Origin of the sequence: Paracoccus sigandri (genome assembly GCF_003709565.1) — a bacterium.
Taxonomy (GTDB): Bacteria; Pseudomonadota; Alphaproteobacteria; order Rhodobacterales; family Rhodobacteraceae; genus Paracoccus; species Paracoccus siganidrum.
Window position 1 is genome coordinate 220,649 of sequence record NZ_QNRC01000002.1, and the last position, 20,103, is coordinate 240,751.

At 68.7% G+C, this 20,103-nt stretch carries 19 protein-coding genes; 8 read left to right on the forward strand and 11 right to left on the reverse strand.

Going from position 1 to position 20,103, the window contains the following annotated elements:
* Positions 1-3 precede the first annotated feature (3 nt).
* The 3 genes from lepA to C9E82_RS02620 all read right to left on the reverse strand — a co-directional run bounded on the left by lepA (position 4) and on the right by C9E82_RS02620 (position 3,564).
* Positions 4-1,803, reverse strand: a complete 1,800-nt coding sequence (gene lepA / locus C9E82_RS02610) for a translation elongation factor 4 (protein WP_119898100.1) — start codon at positions 1,801-1,803, stop codon at positions 4-6.
* Positions 1,804-1,996: 193 nt separating this feature from the next.
* Entirely contained in the window at positions 1,997-2,872 is an 876-nt protein-coding gene (locus C9E82_RS02615) for a DMT family transporter (protein WP_119898099.1), read from the reverse strand.
* Complete coding sequence (locus C9E82_RS02620) at positions 2,869-3,564, reverse strand: HAD family hydrolase (RefSeq protein ID WP_119898098.1); 696 nt, start codon at positions 3,562-3,564, stop codon at positions 2,869-2,871. The genes C9E82_RS02615 and C9E82_RS02620 overlap by 4 nt, the downstream gene beginning before the upstream one ends.
* 289 nt (positions 3,565-3,853) lie before the next feature.
* On the opposite strand from C9E82_RS02620, the gene C9E82_RS02625 reads away from it, so the two are divergent.
* The 3 genes from C9E82_RS02625 to C9E82_RS02635 are packed head-to-tail and all read left to right on the forward strand — an operon-like array spanning position 3,854 to position 5,700.
* The gene (locus C9E82_RS02625; protein WP_119898097.1) at positions 3,854-4,156 is read left to right on the forward strand and encodes a hypothetical protein; all 303 of its coding nucleotides are present in this window, start codon (positions 3,854-3,856) and stop codon (positions 4,154-4,156) included.
* A gap of 4 nt (positions 4,157-4,160) precedes the next feature.
* The gene (locus tag C9E82_RS02630) at positions 4,161-4,844 is read left to right on the forward strand and encodes an NAD-dependent deacylase (protein ID WP_240643525.1); all 684 of its coding nucleotides are present in this window, start codon (positions 4,161-4,163) and stop codon (positions 4,842-4,844) included.
* On the forward strand, positions 4,831-5,700 hold the full coding sequence (locus tag C9E82_RS02635; RefSeq protein ID WP_240643524.1) for an ABC transporter substrate-binding protein: 870 nt from the start codon (positions 4,831-4,833) through the stop codon (positions 5,698-5,700). Before C9E82_RS02630 ends, C9E82_RS02635 begins: the two co-directional genes overlap by 14 nt.
* Here the strand turns inward: C9E82_RS02635 and parA are convergent.
* On the reverse strand, positions 5,660-6,295 hold the full coding sequence (gene parA / locus C9E82_RS02640) for a ParA family partition ATPase (protein ID WP_119898095.1): 636 nt from the start codon (positions 6,293-6,295) through the stop codon (positions 5,660-5,662). The genes C9E82_RS02635 and parA overlap by 41 nt on opposite strands.
* Positions 6,296-6,374: 79 nt before the next feature.
* Entirely contained in the window at positions 6,375-6,698 is a 324-nt protein-coding gene (locus C9E82_RS02645) for an antibiotic biosynthesis monooxygenase family protein (protein WP_119898094.1), read from the reverse strand.
* Positions 6,699-6,834: 136 nt separating this feature from the next.
* Here C9E82_RS02645 and C9E82_RS02650 point away from each other — a divergent pair, with 136 nt between their 5' ends.
* Complete coding sequence (locus C9E82_RS02650) at positions 6,835-7,884, forward strand: dipeptidase (RefSeq protein WP_119898093.1); 1,050 nt, start codon at positions 6,835-6,837, stop codon at positions 7,882-7,884.
* 73 nt (positions 7,885-7,957) lie between these two features.
* On the opposite strand, the gene C9E82_RS02655 is transcribed toward C9E82_RS02650, so the two are convergent.
* On the reverse strand, positions 7,958-9,127 hold the full coding sequence (locus tag C9E82_RS02655) for a helix-turn-helix domain-containing protein (protein WP_119898108.1): 1,170 nt from the start codon (positions 9,125-9,127) through the stop codon (positions 7,958-7,960).
* Positions 9,128-9,335: 208 nt separating this feature from the next.
* A complete protein-coding gene (gene hemA, locus C9E82_RS02660; RefSeq protein WP_119898092.1) occupies positions 9,336-10,565 on the reverse strand; it encodes a 5-aminolevulinate synthase in 1,230 nt (409 codons plus the stop codon).
* Between the two features lie 164 nt (positions 10,566-10,729).
* Between hemA and C9E82_RS02665 the strand changes: the two genes are divergently transcribed.
* Complete coding sequence (locus C9E82_RS02665; protein WP_119898091.1) at positions 10,730-12,115, forward strand: M20/M25/M40 family metallo-hydrolase; 1,386 nt, start codon at positions 10,730-10,732, stop codon at positions 12,113-12,115.
* A 320-nt stretch (positions 12,116-12,435) separates the two neighbouring features.
* Here C9E82_RS02665 and C9E82_RS02670 read toward each other — a convergent pair whose 3' ends face one another.
* Together C9E82_RS02670 and C9E82_RS02675 are read right to left on the reverse strand one after the other, a co-directional pair.
* Positions 12,436-13,062, reverse strand: a complete 627-nt coding sequence (locus C9E82_RS02670; RefSeq protein WP_119898090.1) for a lytic transglycosylase domain-containing protein — start codon at positions 13,060-13,062, stop codon at positions 12,436-12,438.
* A gap of 159 nt (positions 13,063-13,221) precedes the next feature.
* Positions 13,222-13,746, reverse strand: coding sequence for a hypothetical protein (locus C9E82_RS02675; RefSeq protein ID WP_119898089.1), 525 nt, complete (start codon positions 13,744-13,746; stop codon positions 13,222-13,224).
* 117 nt (positions 13,747-13,863) lie between these two features.
* On the opposite strand from C9E82_RS02675, the gene gatB reads away from it, so the two are divergent.
* On the forward strand, positions 13,864-15,378 hold the full coding sequence (gene gatB, locus C9E82_RS02680; RefSeq protein WP_119898088.1) for an Asp-tRNA(Asn)/Glu-tRNA(Gln) amidotransferase subunit GatB: 1,515 nt from the start codon (positions 13,864-13,866) through the stop codon (positions 15,376-15,378).
* A gap of 15 nt (positions 15,379-15,393) precedes the next feature.
* Here gatB and C9E82_RS02685 read toward each other — a convergent pair whose 3' ends face one another.
* A complete protein-coding gene (locus tag C9E82_RS02685; RefSeq protein WP_119898087.1) occupies positions 15,394-16,524 on the reverse strand; it encodes a DUF6456 domain-containing protein in 1,131 nt (376 codons plus the stop codon).
* Positions 16,525-16,742: 218 nt separating this feature from the next.
* Here C9E82_RS02685 and C9E82_RS02690 point away from each other — a divergent pair, with 218 nt between their 5' ends.
* Entirely contained in the window at positions 16,743-17,108 is a 366-nt protein-coding gene (locus C9E82_RS02690; protein WP_119898086.1) for a DUF6477 family protein, read from the forward strand.
* Here C9E82_RS02690 and C9E82_RS02695 read toward each other — a convergent pair.
* On the reverse strand, positions 17,071-18,639 hold the full coding sequence (locus C9E82_RS02695; protein WP_119898085.1) for a helicase HerA-like domain-containing protein: 1,569 nt from the start codon (positions 18,637-18,639) through the stop codon (positions 17,071-17,073). The two genes, C9E82_RS02690 and C9E82_RS02695, sit on opposite strands and share 38 nt — an antisense overlap.
* Positions 18,640-19,174: 535 nt before the next feature.
* Between C9E82_RS02695 and C9E82_RS02700 the strand changes: the two genes are divergently transcribed.
* Complete coding sequence (locus tag C9E82_RS02700) at positions 19,175-20,044, forward strand: invasion associated locus B family protein (RefSeq protein WP_119898084.1); 870 nt, start codon at positions 19,175-19,177, stop codon at positions 20,042-20,044.
* Positions 20,045-20,103: the final 59 nt, after the last annotated feature.

Here is a 20,103-nt window from a genome sequence, read left to right on the forward strand (position 1 = left end):
TACTCAGCCATCCATCTTCAAGGCCTGGATGAAGGCGGTCTGCGGGATCTCGACCTTGCCGAACTGGCGCATCTTCTTCTTGCCGGCCTTCTGCTTCTCCAGCAGCTTCTTCTTGCGCGTCGCGTCGCCGCCATAGCATTTCGCCGTCACGTCCTTGCGCATCGCCGACAGCGTCTCGCGCGCGATGACGCGGGCGCCGATGGCCGCCTGGATCGGGATCTTGAACATGTGGCGCGGGATCAACTCTTTCAGCTTCTCCACCATCACCCGGCCGCGCGCCTCGGCGCGGTCGCGATGGACCATGATCGACAGCGCGTCCACCGGTTCGTCATTCACCAGGATCGACATCTTGACCAGGAAATCCTCGCGATATTCGCTGATCTGGTAGTCGAAGCTGGCATAGCCCTTGGTCACCGATTTCAGCCGGTCGTAGAAATCGAAGACCACCTCGGCCAGCGGCAGGTCGTAGACGACCATCGCGCGCGAGCCGGCATAGGTCAGGTCCAGCTGGATGCCGCGGCGGTCCTGGCACAGTTTCAGCACGTCGCCCAGATAGTCGTCGGGCACCATGATCGTGGCCTTGATGCGCGGCTCCTCGATATGGTCGACATGGGTCAGGTCGGGCATGTCGGCGGGATTGTGCAGGTCGCGGACCTCGCCGTCGCGCATGTGCAGCTTGAAGACCACCGAGGGCGCGGTGGTGATCAGGTCGAGGTCGTATTCGCGTTCCAGCCGGTCGCGGATCACCTCGAGATGCAGCAGGCCCAGGAAACCGCAGCGGAAGCCGAAGCCGAGCGCGGCCGAGGTCTCCATCTCGTAGCTGAAGCTGGCATCGTTCAGGGCCAGCTTCTCGATCGCGTCGCGCAGCGCCTCGAAATCATTGGCATCGACCGGGAAGAGGCCGCAGAACACCACCGGCTGGGCGGGCTTGAAGCCCGGCAGAGCGGCGGCGGCGGGCTTCTTCTCATGGGTGATCGTGTCGCCGACGCGGGTGTCGCGGACCTGCTTGATCGAGGCGGTGAAGACGCCGATCTCGCCCGGCCCCAGTTCGGCGATGTCCTTCATCGCCGGGGTCAGCACCGCCAGCTTGTCCAGCCGGTAGGTCGCGCCGGTCTGCATCATCTTGACCTGGTCGCCCTTGCGGATCACCCCGTCCATCACCCGGATCATCACCACGACGCCCAGATAGGCATCGTACCAGCTGTCCACCAGCATCGCCTTCAGCGGCGCGTCGCGATCGCCGGTCGGGGCCGGAAGGCGCGTGACGATGGCCTCCAGCACGTCGGGGATGCCCAGGCCGGTCTTGGCGCTGATCGGGATGGCGTCCGAGGCGTCGATGCCGATCACGTCCTCGATCTGCGCCTTCACGCGGTCGGGCTCGGCCGCGGGCAGGTCGATCTTGTTCAGCACCGGCACGATGTCGTGGTCGGCATCGATGGCCTGATAGACATTGGCCAGGGTCTGCGCCTCGACCCCCTGGGTGGCGTCGACGACCAGCAGGCTGCCCTCGACCGCGCGCATGCTTCGGCTGACCTCATAGGCGAAGTCCACATGGCCCGGCGTGTCGATCAGGTTCAGCACATAGGTCTGCCCGTCCTTCGCCGGATAGGAGATGCGGACGGTGTTGGCCTTGATGGTGATGCCGCGCTCGCGCTCGATATCCATGCTGTCCAGCAGCTGGGCCTTCATGTCGCGTTCGGCGACGGTGCCCGTCAGCTGGATCAGCCGGTCGGCCAGGGTGGACTTGCCGTGGTCGATATGGGCCACGATGGAGAAATTGCGGATCAGGGACAGCTCGGTCATGGGGCGGGCTATACAAGGGCGGAAGGGTTACGGAAAGGGGATTTTGCGAAGCCCCGTGGCGATGGTCGAGGTCGGGGTCAAGGTGAGGGGCCGGGCGCGCGCCGGGGGGCGCTGCCCCCCGAGCCTTTCCGGCCCCTCGACCGGGCCGGAAAGGCTTCCCCCCGGGATATTTGGGCCAAGATGAAAGAGGGGGTCAGCGCGGCGGGCGGCGCAGCCGGGCCTCGCGCCACATGGTGTAGAGGCCGGCGACGGCGATCACCGCGGCCCCGGCCAGGGTCCAGAAGTCCGGCCGCTCGGCGAAGACGACGACGCCCAGGAACAGCGCGAAGACCAGCCGGGAATAGCGGAAGGGCGCGATGGCGCCGATTTCCCCGATGCGGGTGGCGACGACCATGGCGATATAGCCCGCAAGGCCGAAACCCAGCGCGGCGGCCATCATCGCGGCCTGGGTCGGGCCGGGAACGGTGATGCTCTGGCGGTCGAAGACCAGCAGCACCGCGCCGGCCAGCGACATGGCGCCGAAGGCCGAGGCGGTCAGCATGCCCGAGCCGATGGCGGGCGGCAGGCGGCGCGTGACCAGATCGCGCACCGCCAGGCACAGCACCGCGACCAGCGCCAGCACCGAGGCGGGCTGGAAGGCGTCGGTGCCCGGCCGCACGATCATCAGCACGCCGATGAAGCCGGCGATGATCGACAGCCAGCGCCGCCAGCCCACCGGCTCGGCCAGAAACAGCGCCGCCCCCAGCGTCATCAGCAGGGGCAGCGCCTGCAGGATCGCCGAGGCGATGGAGAGATCGCCCATCGACAGCGCGGTCAGGAAGCAGATCGCGCAGACCGCCTCCATCAGGTTGCGCAGCAGCACGCCGCGATGCAGCAGCTCGCGCGGGCGCAGCCCCTCGGGGCCGAGCGCCACCCAGGCGCCGAAGATGACCATGCCCAAGGCGCCGATCATCAGCAGGAGCTGGCCCACCGAGACATGCTGCGACAGCAGTTTCAGCAGCGCGTCCTCGCAGGCGAAGCCGGCCATGGAGAGCGTCATCAGCGCCGCGGCGCGGGCGTTCTGGTTCATCGCGCGCGGTCCAGCCGCGCGATCAGCCCGGGCAGGTCCGCGATCGCATCCAGGCGGTGGAAGCCGTCATCCGCGGGGTCGTCGTCATGCTCGGCCTCCCAGGTCAGGTCATGGGGGATCAGCGCCGCGCGGCCCCGCAGCGCCAGCACCGGCAGCACGTCGCTGCGCACCGAGTTCCCCGCCATCAGGAAGCGCTCGGCCGCGATCCCGTGGCGGGCCAGCACGCGGGCATAGCTGTCGGGGGTCTTGTCGGCCAGGATCTCGACCGCGTCGAAATGATCGGCCAGGCCCGAGGCCGCCAGCTTGCGTTCCTGGTCCATCAGGTCGCCCTTGGTGATCAGGATCAGCCGCCGGTCGGACAGCGCCCCAAGCACCTCGGGCACACCCTCGATCAGCTGCACGGGATGGGCCAGCATCTCTTGCCCCAGGTCCAGGATGCGGCGGATGGTGGCGGCCGACACGCGGCCGTCGGTCAGCTCGATCGCGGTCTGCACCATCGACAGCATGAAGCCCTTGATGCCATAGCCGTAGCGGGCAAGGTTGCGCCGCTCGACCTCGTAGAGCCGGCGGGTGATGTCCGCGCGTTCGCCATGTTCGGCCAGAAGCTCGGCAAAGCCCGACTCGGTCAGGCGGAAGAAGGTCTCGTTCTCCCACAGGGTATCATCGGCATCCAGCCCGACCGCCTCGATCATCGGGTCCTCCCTCCATTCGCGCGGGCAAGCGAGATCATGCCGTCACGCCCTTGTCAAATCCCCGCGGATCCGCGGGGCGATTCGCGCGGGATCGCGCGCCGGCACCGGCGGCTGCCTTGCGCCCGCACCACAAGATGTTGATGCCGCGCGCCGTTTCGCCGCGAAGCCGTGACTCACCTTGCAGATTGAGCAGAGTTAACGATTTTGCTATATCTTGTGGATAAAGAAGGGCAGCACAAGCCGGCGTCACCGGCCGCCCCAGGAACGAGGAACCGAGGAGACAGCCCCAATGCTCAATCGCATCGTCATCGCGGCGACCGCCGTCATGCTGACCGCACCGCTGGCCGTGGCCGGCCCCATCGACAGCGCCTGCGTCCGTTCGGATCGCGCGCGCGGCAACGCACCGCTCTGCGGCTGCATCCAGCAGGTCGCGAACCAGACCCTGTCGCGGTCGGACCAGCGCCGCGCCGCCGATTTCTTCCGCGACCCGCATCGCGCGCAAGAGGTGCGGACCTCGAAATCCGATGCCGACAACGCCTTCTGGGCGCGCTACAAGCGCTTCGCCTCGGCGGCCGAGGCCTATTGCCGCTGATCGCGTGCGCATCGTCGTCCTGACCGGGGCCGGGATCTCGGCGGAAAGCGGGCTGGCCACCTTCCGGGCCAGCGACGGGCTGTGGGAAGACCACCATATCGAGGACGTGGCGACGCCCGAGGGGTTCGCCCGCGACCCGGGCCTGGTGCATCGCTTCTACAACGCCCGGCGCGAGGCCGCGGCGGCCGCCCTGCCCAATGCCGCGCATCGGGCGCTGGCCGAACTGGCCCGGCTCCACGAGCTGACGCTGGTCACGCAGAACGTGGACGACCTGCACGAGCGGGGCGGCAGCAGCGAGGTGATCCACATGCACGGCCAGCTGCGCCGCGCGCTCTGCGCCGATTGCGAGCATCGCTGGGACGCGCCGGCCCGGATGCATCCCGAGGATCGCTGCCCCTTCTGCGGCGTGGGGGCCGCGCGCCCCGATATCGTCTGGTTCGGCGAGATGCCCTATCACATGGAGCGGATCTGGGAGGCGCTGGAGCGCGCCGACCTGTTCGCGGCCGTCGGCACCTCGGGCAATGTCTATCCGGCGGCGGGCTTCGTGCAGCACGCCGCGCGGCGCGGTGCCGAATGCGTCGAGCTGAACCTCGATGCCAGCGCCAATGCGCATGATTTCGACCGCCGCATCCTTGGCCCCGCCAGCCGGACGGTGCCGGAATGGGTGGCCTCGCTTGGGCTGGGCTGAGGGGCTGCGGCCCATCCTGCGCTGGCTGCCGGCGGCGCTGATCCTGCTGGCCGCGCCCGCCGCCGTCGCGGCGCCGCAGCGGGTCGTGTCGATGAACCTCTGCACGGACCAGCTGGCGATGCTTCTGGCCGCGCCCGACCAGCTGGTCGCGATCAGCCGGCTGACCCGCGACCCGCGCATGTCGCCGCTGGCGGAACGGGCCCAGGCCCTGCCCCTCCACCATTCCAGCGCCGAGGAGATCCACCTGCTGCGCCCCGACCTGGTGATCGCCGGCCAGTTCACGCCCGGCCCGGTGCTGGAAATGTTGCGCCGCCTGGGCCACCGCGTCGAGGCCCGCCCGCCCGCGAACAGCATCGCCGACATCCGCACCGAGATCACCGCGATGGGCAACCTGCTTGGCCGCGAGGCGCAGGCGGCCGCGCTGCTGGCGGATTTCGACCGGCAGCTGGCCGAGCTGCGCGACGGCCGCGACCGGGGCCGCGCGGCGCTCTATTACGCCAACGGCTTCACCTCGGGGCGCGAGACGCTGGCGGGCGACATCCTTGCCGCCGCCGGCTATCGCAATATCGCCGATGATTTCGGCATCACCGGGACCGCCGCCCTGCCGGTCGAGCAGCTGGTCCTTGCCGGGCCCGAGCTGCTGGTCACCGGCGCGACCTGGCCCGGCCATTCGCGCAGCGAGGCGATCCTGGACCACCCGGCGCTGGCCCATGCGGTGCCGCGCCATGTCGAGGTCGCCGACCGCGACTGGGTCTGCGGCACGCCCTTCGTGCTGCGCGCCATCCGCGCCCTGCAGGCGCCCGACGCCGCCCAGCTCACTCCACCGCGGCCAGAACCTCCTCGGTCAGCGCGGTGATCTCGTCGCGGGCCGGGCCGCTGCGGGCGCGCTCGATCGCGCCAAGGCCCAGACCCAGCGTCTCGGCATAGGCGACCCGGTTGGCGATCTGCGCGACGGCGACCTGCGCGCCCAGTTCGGCCGCCTTCTGGGCCACCTCGACCGACAGGCGGGTATGCGGCCGCACCCGGTTCATCACCACCAGGACCGGCGCCTTCTCGCGCCGGGCCAGGTCCAGGACGCCCTCGGTCGCCCACAGGTCGACATGGCTGGTCGCGACCGGCACCAGCACCAGATCGGCCACCCGCAGCGCCGGCCGCAGGTCGCTGTCGATCTTGGGCGGCGTGTCGATGATGACGAAATCGAAGCGCTTCTTCAGCTTCTCGGATTCGTAGCTGGCCCCCCAGGCCGAGGAGGTCGAGAAATCCAGCGCCTCGTCCTCGCCCTGGGCCTGCATCCGCTCGATGAACCAGCGCCCCATGCTGCCCTGCGGATCGGTATCGACCAGGGCGACCGAATGGCCCCGCTGATGCAGGCTGACCGCCAGGTTGACCGCGACCGTGGTCTTGCCCGAGCCGCCCTTCTGCTGCGCCACCGTGATGATCCTGCCCGCCATCGTCCCTCCTGCGCCATGCGCCTTTTGGGCAGAATAGCGCGGCTTTCCGCAATTGCACGGCCAATTTGCAGCTGCAGCATCAGTCCCGGAAGACCGCCTGCACCTCGTACATCACCGGCTCGAAGCTTTTGCACATGGAATGGATCTCGCGGTTGCGGCGGCGCATCTCCTCGCTGCGCAGCATCGCCTGATAGTCGCTGCGGTCGCGCCATTGCGAATAGGTGGCGATGCGGGTCTGCGCGTCGTTCAGGTGGATCGCCCCCGAGACGAAGCCCGGCTGGCGGCGGATCACCTCGTCCCAGGCGCTGTTCAGAAGATCCAGCACGTCATGGGCGCTGCCCGGCGTGACATCGAAGGTGCAGATGACGGTCTGGCCGTCGAAATCCTGGCGGATATATGGCATGGCTGGCCCTCTCTCTCGCTCTGTCCTGCGCCCAGCCTAGGCGCGAATCCGCGAAGTGCAAAGCGTGATGGCCCGGCCATTGCCGCCGCCCCGACACGCGTGCATGGTCGGCCCGAAGCGATTCAAGGAGCCCGCCATGATCCCGGTTTTCGACGGCCACAACGATTTCCTGCAGCGCGTCGTCGCCGCCGGACCGCGCGGCACGCAGCTGTGGCTGGAGGGCGACGGCACCGGCCACCTGGACCTGCCGCGGATGAAGGCGGGCGGGCTGGTCGGCGGCTTCTTCGCGATCTGGGTGCCCTCGCCCGCCGATCCCAATGACGACGAGGCGGTGCAGCTCATGGAAAACCCGCCCTTCGCCCTGCCCCTGCCCGAGGAGATCGGCTGGCGCGAGGCCCTGCCCCATGCCTTCGCCCAGGCCGCCGCGCTGAAGGCGCTGGAGCGCAGCGGCACGCTGGACATCGCGACCAGCGCGGCGGGGCTGCGGGCCAGCGTCAAAGCCGGGCGGATCGCCGCGATCATGCACATGGAGGGCGCCGAGGCGATCCGCGACATGGACGCGCTGCATCTGTGGCACGCGGCGGGGCTGCGCTCGCTTGGGCCGGTCTGGTCGCGCCCGACCCGCTATGCCGAGGGCGTGCCCTTCGCCTTCCCCGCCGGCCCCGATATCGGCGCAGGCCTGACCGAGGCCGGCCGCGCGCTGGTCCGCGAATGCAACCACCTGCGCATCATGCTGGACCTGTCGCATCTGAACGAGGCCGGCTTCGACGATGTCGCCCGGATCTCGGACGCGCCGCTGGTCGCCAGCCATTCCTGCGCCCATGCGATCTGCCCCAGCGCCCGCAACCTGACCGACCGGCAATTGCGGGTGATCGCCGAAAGCGGCGGGCTGGTCGGGCTGAACTTTGCCTCCAGCTTCCTGCGCGAGGATGGCCGGCGCCTGCCGCTGGAGGACCTGGCGGTGATGCTGCGGCACCTGGACCACCTGCTGGCCATCCTGGGCGAGGACGGCGTGGCGCTGGGGTCGGATTTCGACGGCGCCCTGATGCCGCGCGACCTGGCCGATGGCGCGGCGGTCCAGAACCTGATCCAGAAGATGAAGGATCACGGATATGGCGATGATCTGATACGAAAAATCGCAAGCGAGAACTGGATCCACCTGCTGGAGCGGACCTGGGGCGGCTGAGCCCCGCCCCGCAACGGAAAACGCCGCCTCTCAAGGGGCGGCGTCGCGTTCCGTGGGTCTGGCCGCGGACGGCCTAATCCGCGGCGGGCTGGTCCGGGGCGGCGGCGCCGGTATCGGCGCGGGCCACGGCGATCATCTGCGCCAGTTCGGGATCGGCATCCAGGTCGGCGAAGGCATAGGTCGCGGTCACATTCTCGGCCGAGAGCTTCACATTGCGCACCACCTGCGGGCCCGGCGCGACCGGACCATAGGTGCGGCCGTTGACGGCGAAATAGACCGCGCCGGAATTGCCGGTGCGCAGAACCGGCGGCTCTTCCAGGCTAGGCAGGGTGAAACGCTCGCCCCCGTCCATGATCTTTTCCAGCAGCACCGTGCCATCGGCCGAGGTCACCCGCACCCAGGCCGGGCGGGCGGCCAGCAATTCCAGCTCGGGCGCCTCCTCGGCCACGGTGCGGACCTGCAATTGCCCGGCCCCGATCTGCGGACCATAGGCCATGGCCTGACCGCGGTCGACCGGGCCGGCGGGCTCGGCGCTGGCCGTGGCGGTATCGCCGGGCGCGCCCTCGGGCGCGGACAGCATCAGGCCCGGATCGATGGCCGCGATGGGGCCGTCGCGCGCGGTCAGGACCGGCGCCTCAAGGATCTGCGGGCGATAGAGACGGTCCAGGATCTGCGGCTGCGGCAGGTTCTGCACCAGCTCGGCCGTATCGGTGGAATCCAGCGCGGGTTCCGGCAGCGCCGCGCTTTCGACCGGGTCGAGCGCGGTGACCACCCCCGGCGCATCGTCGCCCGGCATCAGCGTAACCCGCTGAACTTCCTGCAGGATGGACCAGCCGCCATAGGCCAGCCCGCCGACCAGCGCCATCAGCACCAGGATCGAGCCAAGCGCCCGCGGCTCGACCGAGGACCAGAAGCTTTCCTCTTGCGGGATGAACAGCGCGCGCGGATTGGCCAGCGCCTCGGCCGGGTCCGAGGGACGGCGCGCCGGCTTCGGCCCCGATGCGGCGGGCGCCATGCCATGCGTCGGCTGGAAGCCCGATTCGGAACAGAACCGCCGGAAGGTCCAGTCGGGATCCATGCCCAGATAGCGCGCATAGGACCGCACATACCCCGCCACGAAGCTGGGCGTGTCGAAGGCGCTGATGTCGCAATTCTCTATGGCGGCGACATGCGAGGCGCGGATGCGCAGCTCGCGCTGGACGTCCAGCAGCGATTTGCCCAAGGTCGCCCGCTCGCCTCGCATGATGTCACCGAGGCGCGTATCGTCATCGTCGAGGAAATGATGCACTTCCTCCACCTGCAAAATCCCTTCTGCCGGGTCTTCTGCCCGCGGCCTGCTCATTACTCTGCCCCATCCGCCCGATTCCCGTCTCGTCCGAATCGGAACGATAACGGCGTTTAATTAAGCGAATGTTATCACGGGCGCGAGAGCAGTTCACCCGCCGATTTCGTCAGGCGCTCATTTCCGCGCGATTCAGCGCGCAACGCGACCAAAGCGCATCCATGGCGCGCACCAGGTGGTCGATCTGCTTCGGGTCATGCACCGGCGAGGGCGTGAAGCGCAGCCGCTCGGTCCCGCGGGGCACGGTGGGGAAGTTGATCGGCTGGACATAGATGCCATAGTCGCGCAGCAGCAGGTCCGACAGGGACTTGCAATGGACCGGATGGCCGACATGGACCGGCACGATATGGCTGCCATGGTCGATGATCGGCATTCCCAGCGATTTCAGGCGCATCTTCAGGATCCGCGCATGAAGCTGCTGCGCATCGCGCAGATGCTGCCCGCCCGCGCCCTTCAGGAAGCGGATCGAGGCCGCCGCCCCCGCCGCCACGGCAGGCGGCAGCGAGGTGGTGAAGATGAAGCCCGGCGCATAGGAGCGGATCGCGTCGCACATCTTCGCGGTGCCGGCGATATAGCCGCCGAAGACCCCGAAGGCCTTGCCGAGCGTGCCGTTGATGATGTCGATGCGATGGGCCAGCCGGTCGCGCTCGGCCACGCCGCCGCCGCGCGGGCCGTACATGCCGACCGCATGGACCTCGTCCAGATAGGTCAGCGCGTTGAATTCCTCGGCCAGGTCGCAGATCGCCGCGATCGGGCCGAAATCGCCATCCATCGAATAGATCGATTCGAAGGCGATCAGCTTCGGCGCGGCGGGATCGTCGGCCTCCAGCAACTGGCGCAGATGGGCCAGGTCGTTGTGGCGGAAGATCCGCTTGGCGCCGCCATTGCGCTTGATCCCCTCGATCATCGAGGCGTGGTTCAGCTCGTCCGAATAGATGATCAGGCCGGGAAACAGCTTCGGCAGGGTCGAGAGCGTCGCGTCATTGGCGATGTAGGCGCTGGAAAAGACCAGCGCGGCCTCTTTCCCGTGCAGGTCGGCCAGCTCGGATTCCAGCCGCTTGTGATAGACCGTCGTGCCCGAGATGTTGCGCGTGCCGCCCGAGCCGGCGCCGACCGCATCCAGCGCCTCGTGCATCGCCTCCAGCACGACCGGATGCTGGCCCATGCCCAGATAATCGTTGCCGCACCAGACGGTTATCTCTTGCTGCGCGCCATCGGGCCGCGTCCAGACAGCTTGCGGAAACCGGCCCTTGGCGCGCTCGATATCGATGAAGGTGCGATAGCGCCCTTCCTCGTGGAGCCGTCCGATGGCCTGGTCGAGTGCGACATCATAGTTCATCGCGGCAGTTCCCTTGCGTTGCTTGCTGGGTGCGATCATTGTCCGATCACGCGAGGCGCGTCCTTGATAGAGGTCAAACCGCGAAAATGACAGGCCAAAATTGTCGCACCGCGACCAAAGGCCCATGGAAATGACCAAGCAATTCAGTCGGAAAGGAGCTTGGGATGAGTGACGAGGCAAAGCTGGCACAGGTGCTGGGGCAACTGGATGCCGGTCTGGATGCGGCGCTGGAGCGGCTGCTGGACTTCCTGCGCATCCCCTCGATCTCGACCGATCCGGCCCATCGGGGCGATGTGCGCAGGGCCGCGGAATGGCTGCGGAACGAGCTTGAACTGCTTGGTTTCCATGCAGAAATCCGCGACACGCCGGGCCATCCGATGGTCGTCGCCCATTCGCAGAAGGGCGATGCGCGGCCACTGCTGTTCTACGGCCATTACGACGTGCAGCCGGTCGATCCGCTGTCGCTGTGGGACCGCCCGCCCTTCGACCCCCAGATCCAGCAGACCCCTGCCGGGCCGGTGATCCGGGCGCGCGGCGCCGCGGACGACAAGGGGCAATTGATGACATTTGTCGAGGCTTTCCGCGCCTGGAAGGCGGTGCATGGCAGCCTGCCCTCGGACCTGGTGCTGCTTTTCGAGGGCGAGGAGGAATCGGGCTCGCCCTCGCTGCGCCCCTTCCTTGGCGCGAATGCCGGGGAATTGCGCGCCTCGCTGGCGATGATCTGCGACACCGGGCTCTATTCCGACGGGCGCCCGGCGATCACCACCCAGCTGCGCGGGCTGGTGGGCGAGGAGGTGGTGATTCGCGCCGCCGATCGCGACCTGCATTCGGGCAGCTTCGGCGGGCTGGCGGCCAATCCGATCATGATCTTGGCGCAGGCGCTGGGATCGCTGAAGGATGCCAGCGGCCGCGTCACCCTGCCCGGCTTCTATGACGGGGTCGAGGAGCTGTCCGACACGCTGCGCCGCGACTGGGAGGCGCTCGGCTTCGACGCCGCCGATTTCCTGGGCGGGGTGGGCTTGCGCGAACCGATCGGCGAAAAGGGCCGGATGCCGCTGGAAATGGTCTGGAACCGCCCCACGGCCGAGATCAACGGCATCGCCGGCGGCTATGCCGGCGACGGCTTCAAGACCGTGCTGCCCGCCGAGGCCCGCGCCAAGGTCAGCTTCCGGCTGACCGGAGGGCAGGATCCCGAACGGATCCGCGCCGCCTTCCGCGCCCATGTCCGCCACTTCCTGCCCGACGATTGCACGGTCGAATTCCACCCGCATGGCGGCAGCATGGCCAGCGTCATGGACACCTCGGACCCGGCCTTCGCCGCCGCCAAGGCCGCGCTGAGCGAGGAATGGGGGCGCGAGGCCGCCTATATCGGCGCCGGCGGCTCGATCCCCGTCGCGGGGGATTTCAAGGAGATCCTCGGCATGGATTCGATGCTGATCGGCTTTGGCCGCGACGACGACCGCATCCATTCCCCGAACGAGAAATACGATGTCGAGAGCTTCGCGAAGGGCGCGCGTTCCTGGGCGCGCATCCTGGCCACGCTGCGTTGAACGCGAGGGGGGAAAGGGGGGCTTTGCCCCCCTCGGCCCGTGCCGGGCCTCACCCCCCAAGGTATTTTTCAGGAGTGCGAGGCGCGGTAACCTTTTCTCAATCAATTCCTGGCAGAACGGCCTGGCGGTACAGGCGGAGGCGCCGATGACCGCAGGAGAGCGAGGCGCCCCGGTTCCCTGTCCTCAGGGCGCGGCATCGCGAGGATGCGCGGCACGGGCCGGAACCGGGGCGACCTTCGGCCCCTCGCACTCCTGAAAAATACCTCGGGGTGAGGCGCGCCCCCAGGCGCGCCGAGGGGCAGCGCCCCTTTCTTCCGCCGTCAGCCGGTTCGGCCCTGGGCGCTGCAATAACTCTGGCTGCTGGTCCAGGCGGCGATGTCGGCGCGTTTCGAGGAATTGCGCATCGGCGCCCAGTCGCGCGCCACGCCGCGCCAGCCATTGCCGTCATGGGCGACCGCATTGTCGCGGCCGACCTGGCGCGACATGATCCGCACCGCGCAGGACATGTTGTCGGCGCCGTTGGTGATGTCGCCGCTGCAGCCGTAATGGCGCCAGGTGGCCGGCGCGATCTGCATCAGCCCCAGCCATTTGCCGCCGCCGCCGCGCGCGCCGGGATTGTAGGTGCTTTCATGCTTGGCCACCGCCGACAGCAGCCCCGCCCAGAAGGCCTTGCGCCCGGTCTCGGTCAGTTCCGCGTAATTGGGGCAGAAGCTGTCGATATCCGCCGGCACCCGCGACAGGATCGTCACGCCCTCGCGGTCCAGCGCCGCCAGCGTCGCCCGCGTCCAGGCCTCCGAGCCGCTCCTGTCCTGCCAGCGCATCGGCGGGCTGGCCGCCAGCGCCAGTTGCTGCGCCTCCTGCCGGGCGATCTCTTCGGCAGAGGGGCCGGCGGTCGTGTTGCAGGCGGCAAGAAGGGCCAGGGTAGCCAGGGCGAGCGCAGGGCGCATGCGGTCCTCGTGGGGCAGTTTCGTCCCGAAACCCCTTAGCCGCAGCGCAGCGCGGCGCAAGCGCGGCGTTCCGCCGTCGGCGGGATCATGCCCATCGCGGGGCCGGGGCGGGGCGGATCTGCCGGAAAACCCGACCTGCCGGAACCGATCCGCCGCCGTTCAGCGCAGTTTCATCAGCCGGCCGATCTCGTCCAGCGAGTCGCGCTGTTTCGCCGACAGGCCGCCCGCGCCCTGCGCCACGTCGTTCAGCACCGACAGAAGCGGCTGGAAGCCCGCCGCGTCCAGCCGGGCCAGCCTGCGCGTCAGCCGCGAGATCGCCGGCTGCGCGCCGTGGCATTCGTTCACCAGCCAGCGGCCGACGATCATCATCTCCTCGGTCTTCGTCGGGGCATTGTCGGTATGACGCCCGATCGAGCGGGCCAGCCGCTGCTGATCCTCGCGCGAGGGCAGCCCGTCCAGTTCCAGGAAAGCGATGCCGATGGCGGCCACGGCCAGCGCCGGGTCGTCCACGCTGTCGACCGGATGGACATTGGCCCGGCGCCGGAAGCCCAGGGCGCGCGCCGCCCCCAGCACATCGGCCGCCATGCCGGTCAGTTCCCGCGCCGCCATCCCGGCCGCGCGCAATCTCCAATACCAGACCGCCGCCGCGATCACGGCCCCCAGAATTGCCGCAAGCAAAGGCATGTCAAACCTCTTCGTCCTCAAATATGTGGTGATCTTGCATGGCCGCGGCCCCGTGACAATGGCGTCCGGCTGCCCTAGAACCGCTGCCAGACCGCAAATCCGCAGCCGAGGCCGCCCATGCTTGACCATCTGTCCTTTACCGCACCCCAGCCGAAAGTGATCGCCGGCGCCAGGGGCGACTGGGAGCTGGTGATCGGGCTGGAGGTCCATGCGCAGGTGGCATCGAAAGCGAAGCTGTTCTCCGGCGCCTCGACCGAATTCGGGGCCGAGCCGAATTCCAACGTCGCCTTCGTGGACGCGGCCATGCCGGGGATGCTGCCGGTCATCAACGAATTCTGCGTGGCGCAGGCGGTGCGCACCGGGCTGGGGCTGAAGGCGGCGATCAACCTGGTCTCGGCCTTCGACCGCAAGAACTATTTCTACCCGGACCTGCCGCAGGGCTACCAGATCAGCCAGCTCTACCATCCCATCGTCGGCGAGGGCGAGGTGATCGTGGACATGGGACCGGGCGTGGCCCGCCGCGTCAGGATCGAGCGCATCCACCTGGAGCAGGACGCCGGCAAGTCGATCCACGACATGGATCCGAACATGTCCTTCGTGGACCTGAACCGCACCGGCGTCGCGCTGATGGAGATCGTCAGCCGCCCCGACATCCGCGGCCCCGAGGAAGCCGCCGCCTATGTCTCGAAGCTGCGCCAGATCATGCGCTACCTGGGCACCTGCGACGGCAACATGCAGAACGGCAACCTGCGCGCCGACGTCAATGTCAGCGTCTGCCCGCCCGGCGCCTATGAGCGTTATCAGGAGACCCAGGATTTCAGCCATCTGGGAACGCGCTGCGAGATCAAGAACATGAACTCGTTGCGCTTCATCCAGGCCGCGATCGAATACGAGGCGCGCCGCCAGATCGGCATTCTGGAGGATGGCGGCAAGGTGGTGCAGGAAACCCGGCTCTACGATCCCGACAAGGGCGAGACGCGGTCGATGCGCAGCAAGGAAGAGGCGCATGACTATCGCTATTTCCCCGATCCCGACCTGCTGCCGCTGGAGATCGAGCAGGCCTGGGTGGACGGCATCGCCGGGAACATGCCCGAGCTGCCGGACGAGAAGAAGGCGCGATTCGTGCAGGATCTGGGCCTGTCGGAATATGACGCGGGCGTGCTGACCGCCGAGGTCGAGAATGCCGATTTCTTCGAGGCGGTGGCGGCGGGCCGCGACGGCAAGATGGCCGCGAACTGGGTCATCAACGAACTGTTCGGCCGCCTGAACAAGGAGGGGCTGACGGTCGCGACCTCGCCGGTCTCGGCGCCGCAGCTGGGGGGCGTCATCGACCTGATCGCCGGGGGCGAGATTTCCGGCAAGATCGCCAAGGAGCTGTTCGAGATCCTCTGGCTCGAGGGCGGCGATCCGGCCGAGATCGTGGAATCGCGCGGCATGAAGCAGGTCACAGACCTGGGCGCCATCGAGAAGGCGGTGGACGAGATCATCGCCGCCAATCCCGCGCAGGTGGAAAAGGCCAAGGCCAACCCCAAGCTGGCGGGCTGGTTCGTGGGCCAGGTGCTGAAGGCGACCGGCGGCAAGGCCAATCCCGCCGCCGTCAACGAGCTGGTGGCGAAGAAGCTGGGCGGCTGAGGCGCGGCGGGCGGCTCAGCCGATCAGCGGGCTGCCCTCGCCGTAGAGGTCGCGATAGTGGCGCTCCAGCCGCATCAGCGCCAGCCGCAGCACGATCTTGCCCGAACGCGCCGACCAGCCCAGGCGGCGCTCGGTCATCTCGATCCCCTCCAGGAAGCAGCAGACCCGCAGCACGATGTCGCCCATGCCCGGCCCCAGGTCGCGCAAGGCCGCCGCCACCCGGTCGCGCGCCGATTCCGAGCCGCCGCGATAGCCGCCCGAGCTGCGGGACAGGTCGATCCCCGCCGTCATGAAGCCGTCCCAGTTCTGGGTCACGCGCGGCCCCATCTGGGCAAGCTCGAAATCCTCGCGCAGCCTTTCGCCCGCCGCCACCATGCCCGGCGTCAGGAAGGGCTGGCCATTGCCGTCGCGCCGCCGCGCCAGCACCAGCAGCGGGCTTTCGGCGACATTCACGCGCCGGCGGTGGCGGCGGCCGTCCTCGGGATCCTCGATCACGCGCTCTTCCCAGATCCGGTGGCGGTCGGCGTGCTGGAAGCCCGCGGCGGCCTCGGCCATTTCGCCCGCCGCCTCGACCGGCCGGGCATCGGCGAAATCGCCCGGCGCCGGCACCGCGTTGCGCTGGCGCGGCGACCGCAGCATCCGGCGCAGCGCCTCGCGTCCGGCGGGCGTGATCACGTAGCGCCGCAACCGGCCGCCCTGCCCCGACTGCGCCATCCAGCCCTTCAGCGCCATCGATTCCGCCAGTCCGCGATCCAGCACGGCGGTGCGGATCTCGTCCCGCGTCACGATCGCCTTCTCCATCCCATCGGCGGTGGCCAGGACCGCGCCCGGTTCCGCCAGGCGGCGCAGCACCCGCAGCGCCTGCCGCTCATCGCCGGGACCCGCCGGGGACGTGCCCGACAGCGCGCCGTCCACCAGCGGATCGTCGCGGCGGGCCTCGAAACGGCGGATGCGGCGCAGGATGGTCGAGGCGTGGCAGCCCGCCTCGCGCGCCAGGGCCCGGATGGTTTCGCCGTTCTCGACATGGCGCAGATAGAGGCGCGCATCCTCGGGCAGGTCCGCGGCCGGGGCCGCAATCTGTTCGTCCCCCGACCGGGGCCCGGCAATGTCGATCTCGCTTGCGAAATCACCGGAGAAAATGGTCATGTCACGTCCCTTGTCATCCTCGGGCAGCGCGACAGAAAGCTACCCTGGGTTGTGTTTAATCCTGAAGCTCGCAGGAGGGTTCCTTCAGGTAGACGCAACATTCCCTAACAAATCCTAAAGAATTCTTGCCCCGGCGCGCGCTGCGTCCATGCATCCGGCAACACAGCTTGAAGTTGTGTGAATCTGCCCTCGCCGCAGATCGGAGAGGACCCCAGCCCATGCGCCCAGACCCCAATGTCATCGCTTTTCCCGCCCGCGCCGCGAATCACGCGCTGCGCCGCCCGCGCATCCTGGTCCGGGCCGCCCGCGCGGGCCAGACGGCCTGGCGGCGGCAGCGGGACCTGCCCAGGCTGCTGCGCTGCGAGGATTGCCCCGCGCCCGACGCCGCCCTGCGACGGCTGCGCGCCGAGGAAGCGGCCCTGGACGGCGCGCGCAAGGCGCGCTCGGCCGAATACGACCTGAAGCGCCACGTCCTGCTGATGATCGCCATCCTGGCCGAGATGCGCGCCGCCAGCGCAGCGGCGGGATCGCGCCCCATGGGCCGGGCTATTTGCCCCGGAACAGCGATCCCAGCACGCCCCTGACCAGCGCCTGCCCGGATTTCGTGCCAAGCTGGCGGGCCAGGCTCTTGCCGAAGGTCTCGACGATGCTGTCCGAGCGCGAGGACCGCGACCCCGACGCGGGTTTCCGGCGCGCGCCGTCCTGGCGGCGGGCTCTGGCCGGCTCGTCATCCATCTTCCACAGGTCGTCGTCCTTGCCCTGCGCCGCCTGCGCCGCGGCGCTTTCCTTCGCCGCCTCCTCGGCCCGGCGCGCCAGCAGCTCGTGGGCGGATTCGCGATCGAGGCTCTGCCCGTATTTCGGCCCCATGGGCGAGGCGTTCACGATCTCGGCCCGTTCCGCCGGCGTGATCGGACCAAGGCGGCTGAAGGGCGGGCGGACCAGCGTGCGCTGGACGATCCCCGGCACGCCCTTGGCTTCCAGAAGCGAGGTCACGGCCTCGCCCGTGCCGACATTCTGGATCGCCTCGGCGGTATCGAATTCGGGATTGGGGCGATAGTTCTGCGCCGCCATGCGCAGCGCCTTCTGGTCCTTGGCGGTGAAGGCGCGCAGCGCGTGCTGGACCCGGTTTCCCAGCTGGCCCAGCACCGCCTCGGGGATGTCGGCCGGGTTCTGGCTGATGAACCAGACGCTGACCCCCTTCGAGCGAATCAGCCGCGCCACGCGCTCGACCTTCTCGACCAGCGCCTTGGGGGCGTCGGAGAACAGCAGATGCGCCTCGTCGAAGAAGAAGGCGATGCGGGGGCGGTCGGGATCGCCCACCTCGGGCAATTGCTCGAACAGTTCCGACAGAAGCCACAGCAGGAAGGTCGCATAGAGCCGCGGGGCGTTCATCAGCCGCTCGGCCGCAAGGATGTTGATCATCCCCTTGCCCGAGGCGTCCTGGCGGATGATGTCGGCCAGCTCCAGCGCCGGTTCGCCGAACAGCTTCTGGCCGCCCTGGTTTTCCAGCACCAGCAGCGCGCGCTGGATGGCGCCGACGCTGGCGGTGGCGACATTGCCGTAACGCAGCGACAGTTCCTCGGCGTTCTGGCCCACCCAGACCAGCATGGATTGCAGATCCTTCAGGTCCAGCAGCGCCAGCCCCTGTTCGTCGGCCACGCGGAAGGCGATGTTCATCACCCCTTCCTGCGCATCGGTCAGCTGCAGCAGGCGCGACAGCAGCAGCGGCCCCATCTCGGCCGGAGTGGTGCGGACCGGGTGGCCCAGCTCGCCCCAGACGTCCCAGAAGGTGACCGGAAAGGACTGGTAATCCAGGTCGACGCCGATCTGTCCGGCACGGGACGCGAACGCCTCGTGCAGCTTGCCCTCGGCGCTGCCCGCACGCGCCAGGCCCGCCAGATCGCCCTTCACATCGGCCAGGAACACCGGCACCCCGGCCAGCGACAGGCTTTCGGCCAGGGTCTGCAGGGTCACGGTCTTGCCGGTGCCCGTCGCCCCGGCGATCAGGCCGTGGCGGTTGGCGTATTTCAGCAGCAGGTGCTGCGGAACGGCATGCCCCTCGCCCCCGCCGCCGACGAAGATCGTGCCCGATGCGGTATCCAGAACTGCGGCCATGCGGATCCCCCTTGCCGTCTCTCAGGCATATTCCTGCCCATTGCGCAACAATCGTGCGCGCCGAGAATACAATCTTAGGAAATTTGTGCCAGACTGAAGCTGTCCGGGATCCTTGCTTGCCTTGGGCTCCGGGACTTCCTCCCTGTTGGACTGCCGCGCCTTCGGGCGCGGCTTTTTTGTGATCGCCCGAATCCGTCAAGACTGTTGACGGATCACGATGCCGCGACTAGCGTGCGTCCAATGATGACCGGCCAGTCCGGCAGGGAGCAAACGCGATAGCGTAACGGGGTCGCAGTGCTTGCTGCGACCCTTATTTTCCGCCCGCCGCGCAAGCCGCCATCCCTGGCCCTGCCCCGATCCCTTCAAGTGACGTTTGCGCGATGCGCGCAAAGCCGCACAGGCCGCGCCGCCCGGACGGCAGGGTCGCGCCACGGGTCAAGCCAAGGTGAAGCGCCTCGTCATTCTTGCCGACTGACATTCCCCGGCAGACGTGTTAACCCGCCTTCAAAGCATTGAGCAAAGGGAAGAAACATCCATGATCCTCAAGAACTCCCATGCGCTTCTGGCGGCCCTGGCCCTGGCGGCCGCGCCGGCCTTCGCCCAGGATGCCGAGACGCCCGCCCCCGAGGATGCCACGACCGAGCAGCCCGCCGCCCCGGCTGAAACCGCGCCCGAAGCGGGGACCGAACCGGCGACTGAACCGGCGGCGGACGAAGCCGCGCCGGCCGAGGATGCGCCCGGCGACGCCGCCACGGGCGAGGAAGCGGCCGAAGGCGAGACGCCCGCCCCCGCCGAAACCGCACCTGGCGCCGAGCAGGAGGCCGAGGCCGAGCCGGGCGAGCCGCGCGTGGGCAGCTATTACGTGCGCTCGACGCATAACGACTGGACGGTGCGCTGCATCAGGACCGAGGAAGGCCCCGATCCCTGCGAGCTTTACCAGCTGATGCAGGACCAGGAGGACAACGCGGTCGCCGAGATGACGCTGATCCCGCTGCGCAACGGCAATGTCGCCGCCGGGGCGACGCTGATCGCACCGCTGGAAACCGACCTGATCCAGGGCCTGGGCTTCGGCGTCGACAATGCCGAGCCGCGCGGCTATCCGTTCAGCTTCTGCGCGCCGGTGGGCTGCGTCTCGCGCATGGGCTTCACGCCGGACGAGCTGAACGGCATGAAGCGCGGCAACAAGGCCGTGGTGACGCTGCTGCCCTTCGGCGCCGATCCCGAACAGCCGGTTCGCCTGGACCTGTCGCTGTCGGGCTTCACCGCCGCCTTCAACGAGGTGCAGCAGCTGGCCGAAGAGGCCGGCGACGCCGCGCCCACCGTGATCGAGGAAAGCAATACCCCGGCCCCGGAAGCCACCAGCCCCGAAAACACGGAAATGGAAACGCCCGAAGCCGCCGAATAAGCGCGCCCACGGGGTTCCAGAACGACGAAACCGCGCCCCTCGGGGGCGCGGTTTTTTCA

Coding starts and splice junctions, on each gene's coding strand:
- C9E82_RS02685 (WP_119898087.1), bottom strand. CDS start 16,524: ATGACCATTTTCTCCGGTGATTTCGCAAGCGAGATCGACATTGCCGGG.
- C9E82_RS02665 (WP_119898091.1), top strand. CDS start 10,730: ATGAGTGACGAGGCAAAGCTGGCACAGGTGCTGGGGCAACTGGATGCC.
- C9E82_RS02675 (WP_119898089.1), bottom strand. CDS start 13,746: ATGCCTTTGCTTGCGGCAATTCTGGGGGCCGTGATCGCGGCGGCGGTC.
- parA (WP_119898095.1), bottom strand. CDS start 6,295: ATGGCGGGCAGGATCATCACGGTGGCGCAGCAGAAGGGCGGCTCGGGC.
- C9E82_RS02655 (WP_119898108.1), bottom strand. CDS start 9,127: ATGCGAGGCGAGCGGGCGACCTTGGGCAAATCGCTGCTGGACGTCCAG.
- lepA (WP_119898100.1), bottom strand. CDS start 1,803: ATGACCGAGCTGTCCCTGATCCGCAATTTCTCCATCGTGGCCCATATC.
- gatB (WP_119898088.1), top strand. CDS start 13,864: ATGCTTGACCATCTGTCCTTTACCGCACCCCAGCCGAAAGTGATCGCC.
- C9E82_RS02690 (WP_119898086.1), top strand. CDS start 16,743: ATGCGCCCAGACCCCAATGTCATCGCTTTTCCCGCCCGCGCCGCGAAT.
- C9E82_RS02620 (WP_119898098.1), bottom strand. CDS start 3,564: ATGATCGAGGCGGTCGGGCTGGATGCCGATGATACCCTGTGGGAGAAC.
- C9E82_RS02645 (WP_119898094.1), bottom strand. CDS start 6,698: ATGCCATATATCCGCCAGGATTTCGACGGCCAGACCGTCATCTGCACC.
- C9E82_RS02700 (WP_119898084.1), top strand. CDS start 19,175: ATGATCCTCAAGAACTCCCATGCGCTTCTGGCGGCCCTGGCCCTGGCG.
- C9E82_RS02625 (WP_119898097.1), top strand. CDS start 3,854: ATGCTCAATCGCATCGTCATCGCGGCGACCGCCGTCATGCTGACCGCA.
- C9E82_RS02670 (WP_119898090.1), bottom strand. CDS start 13,062: ATGCGCCCTGCGCTCGCCCTGGCTACCCTGGCCCTTCTTGCCGCCTGC.
- hemA (WP_119898092.1), bottom strand. CDS start 10,565: ATGAACTATGATGTCGCACTCGACCAGGCCATCGGACGGCTCCACGAG.
- C9E82_RS02615 (WP_119898099.1), bottom strand. CDS start 2,872: ATGAACCAGAACGCCCGCGCCGCGGCGCTGATGACGCTCTCCATGGCC.
- C9E82_RS02695 (WP_119898085.1), bottom strand. CDS start 18,639: ATGGCCGCAGTTCTGGATACCGCATCGGGCACGATCTTCGTCGGCGGC.
- C9E82_RS02650 (WP_119898093.1), top strand. CDS start 6,835: ATGATCCCGGTTTTCGACGGCCACAACGATTTCCTGCAGCGCGTCGTC.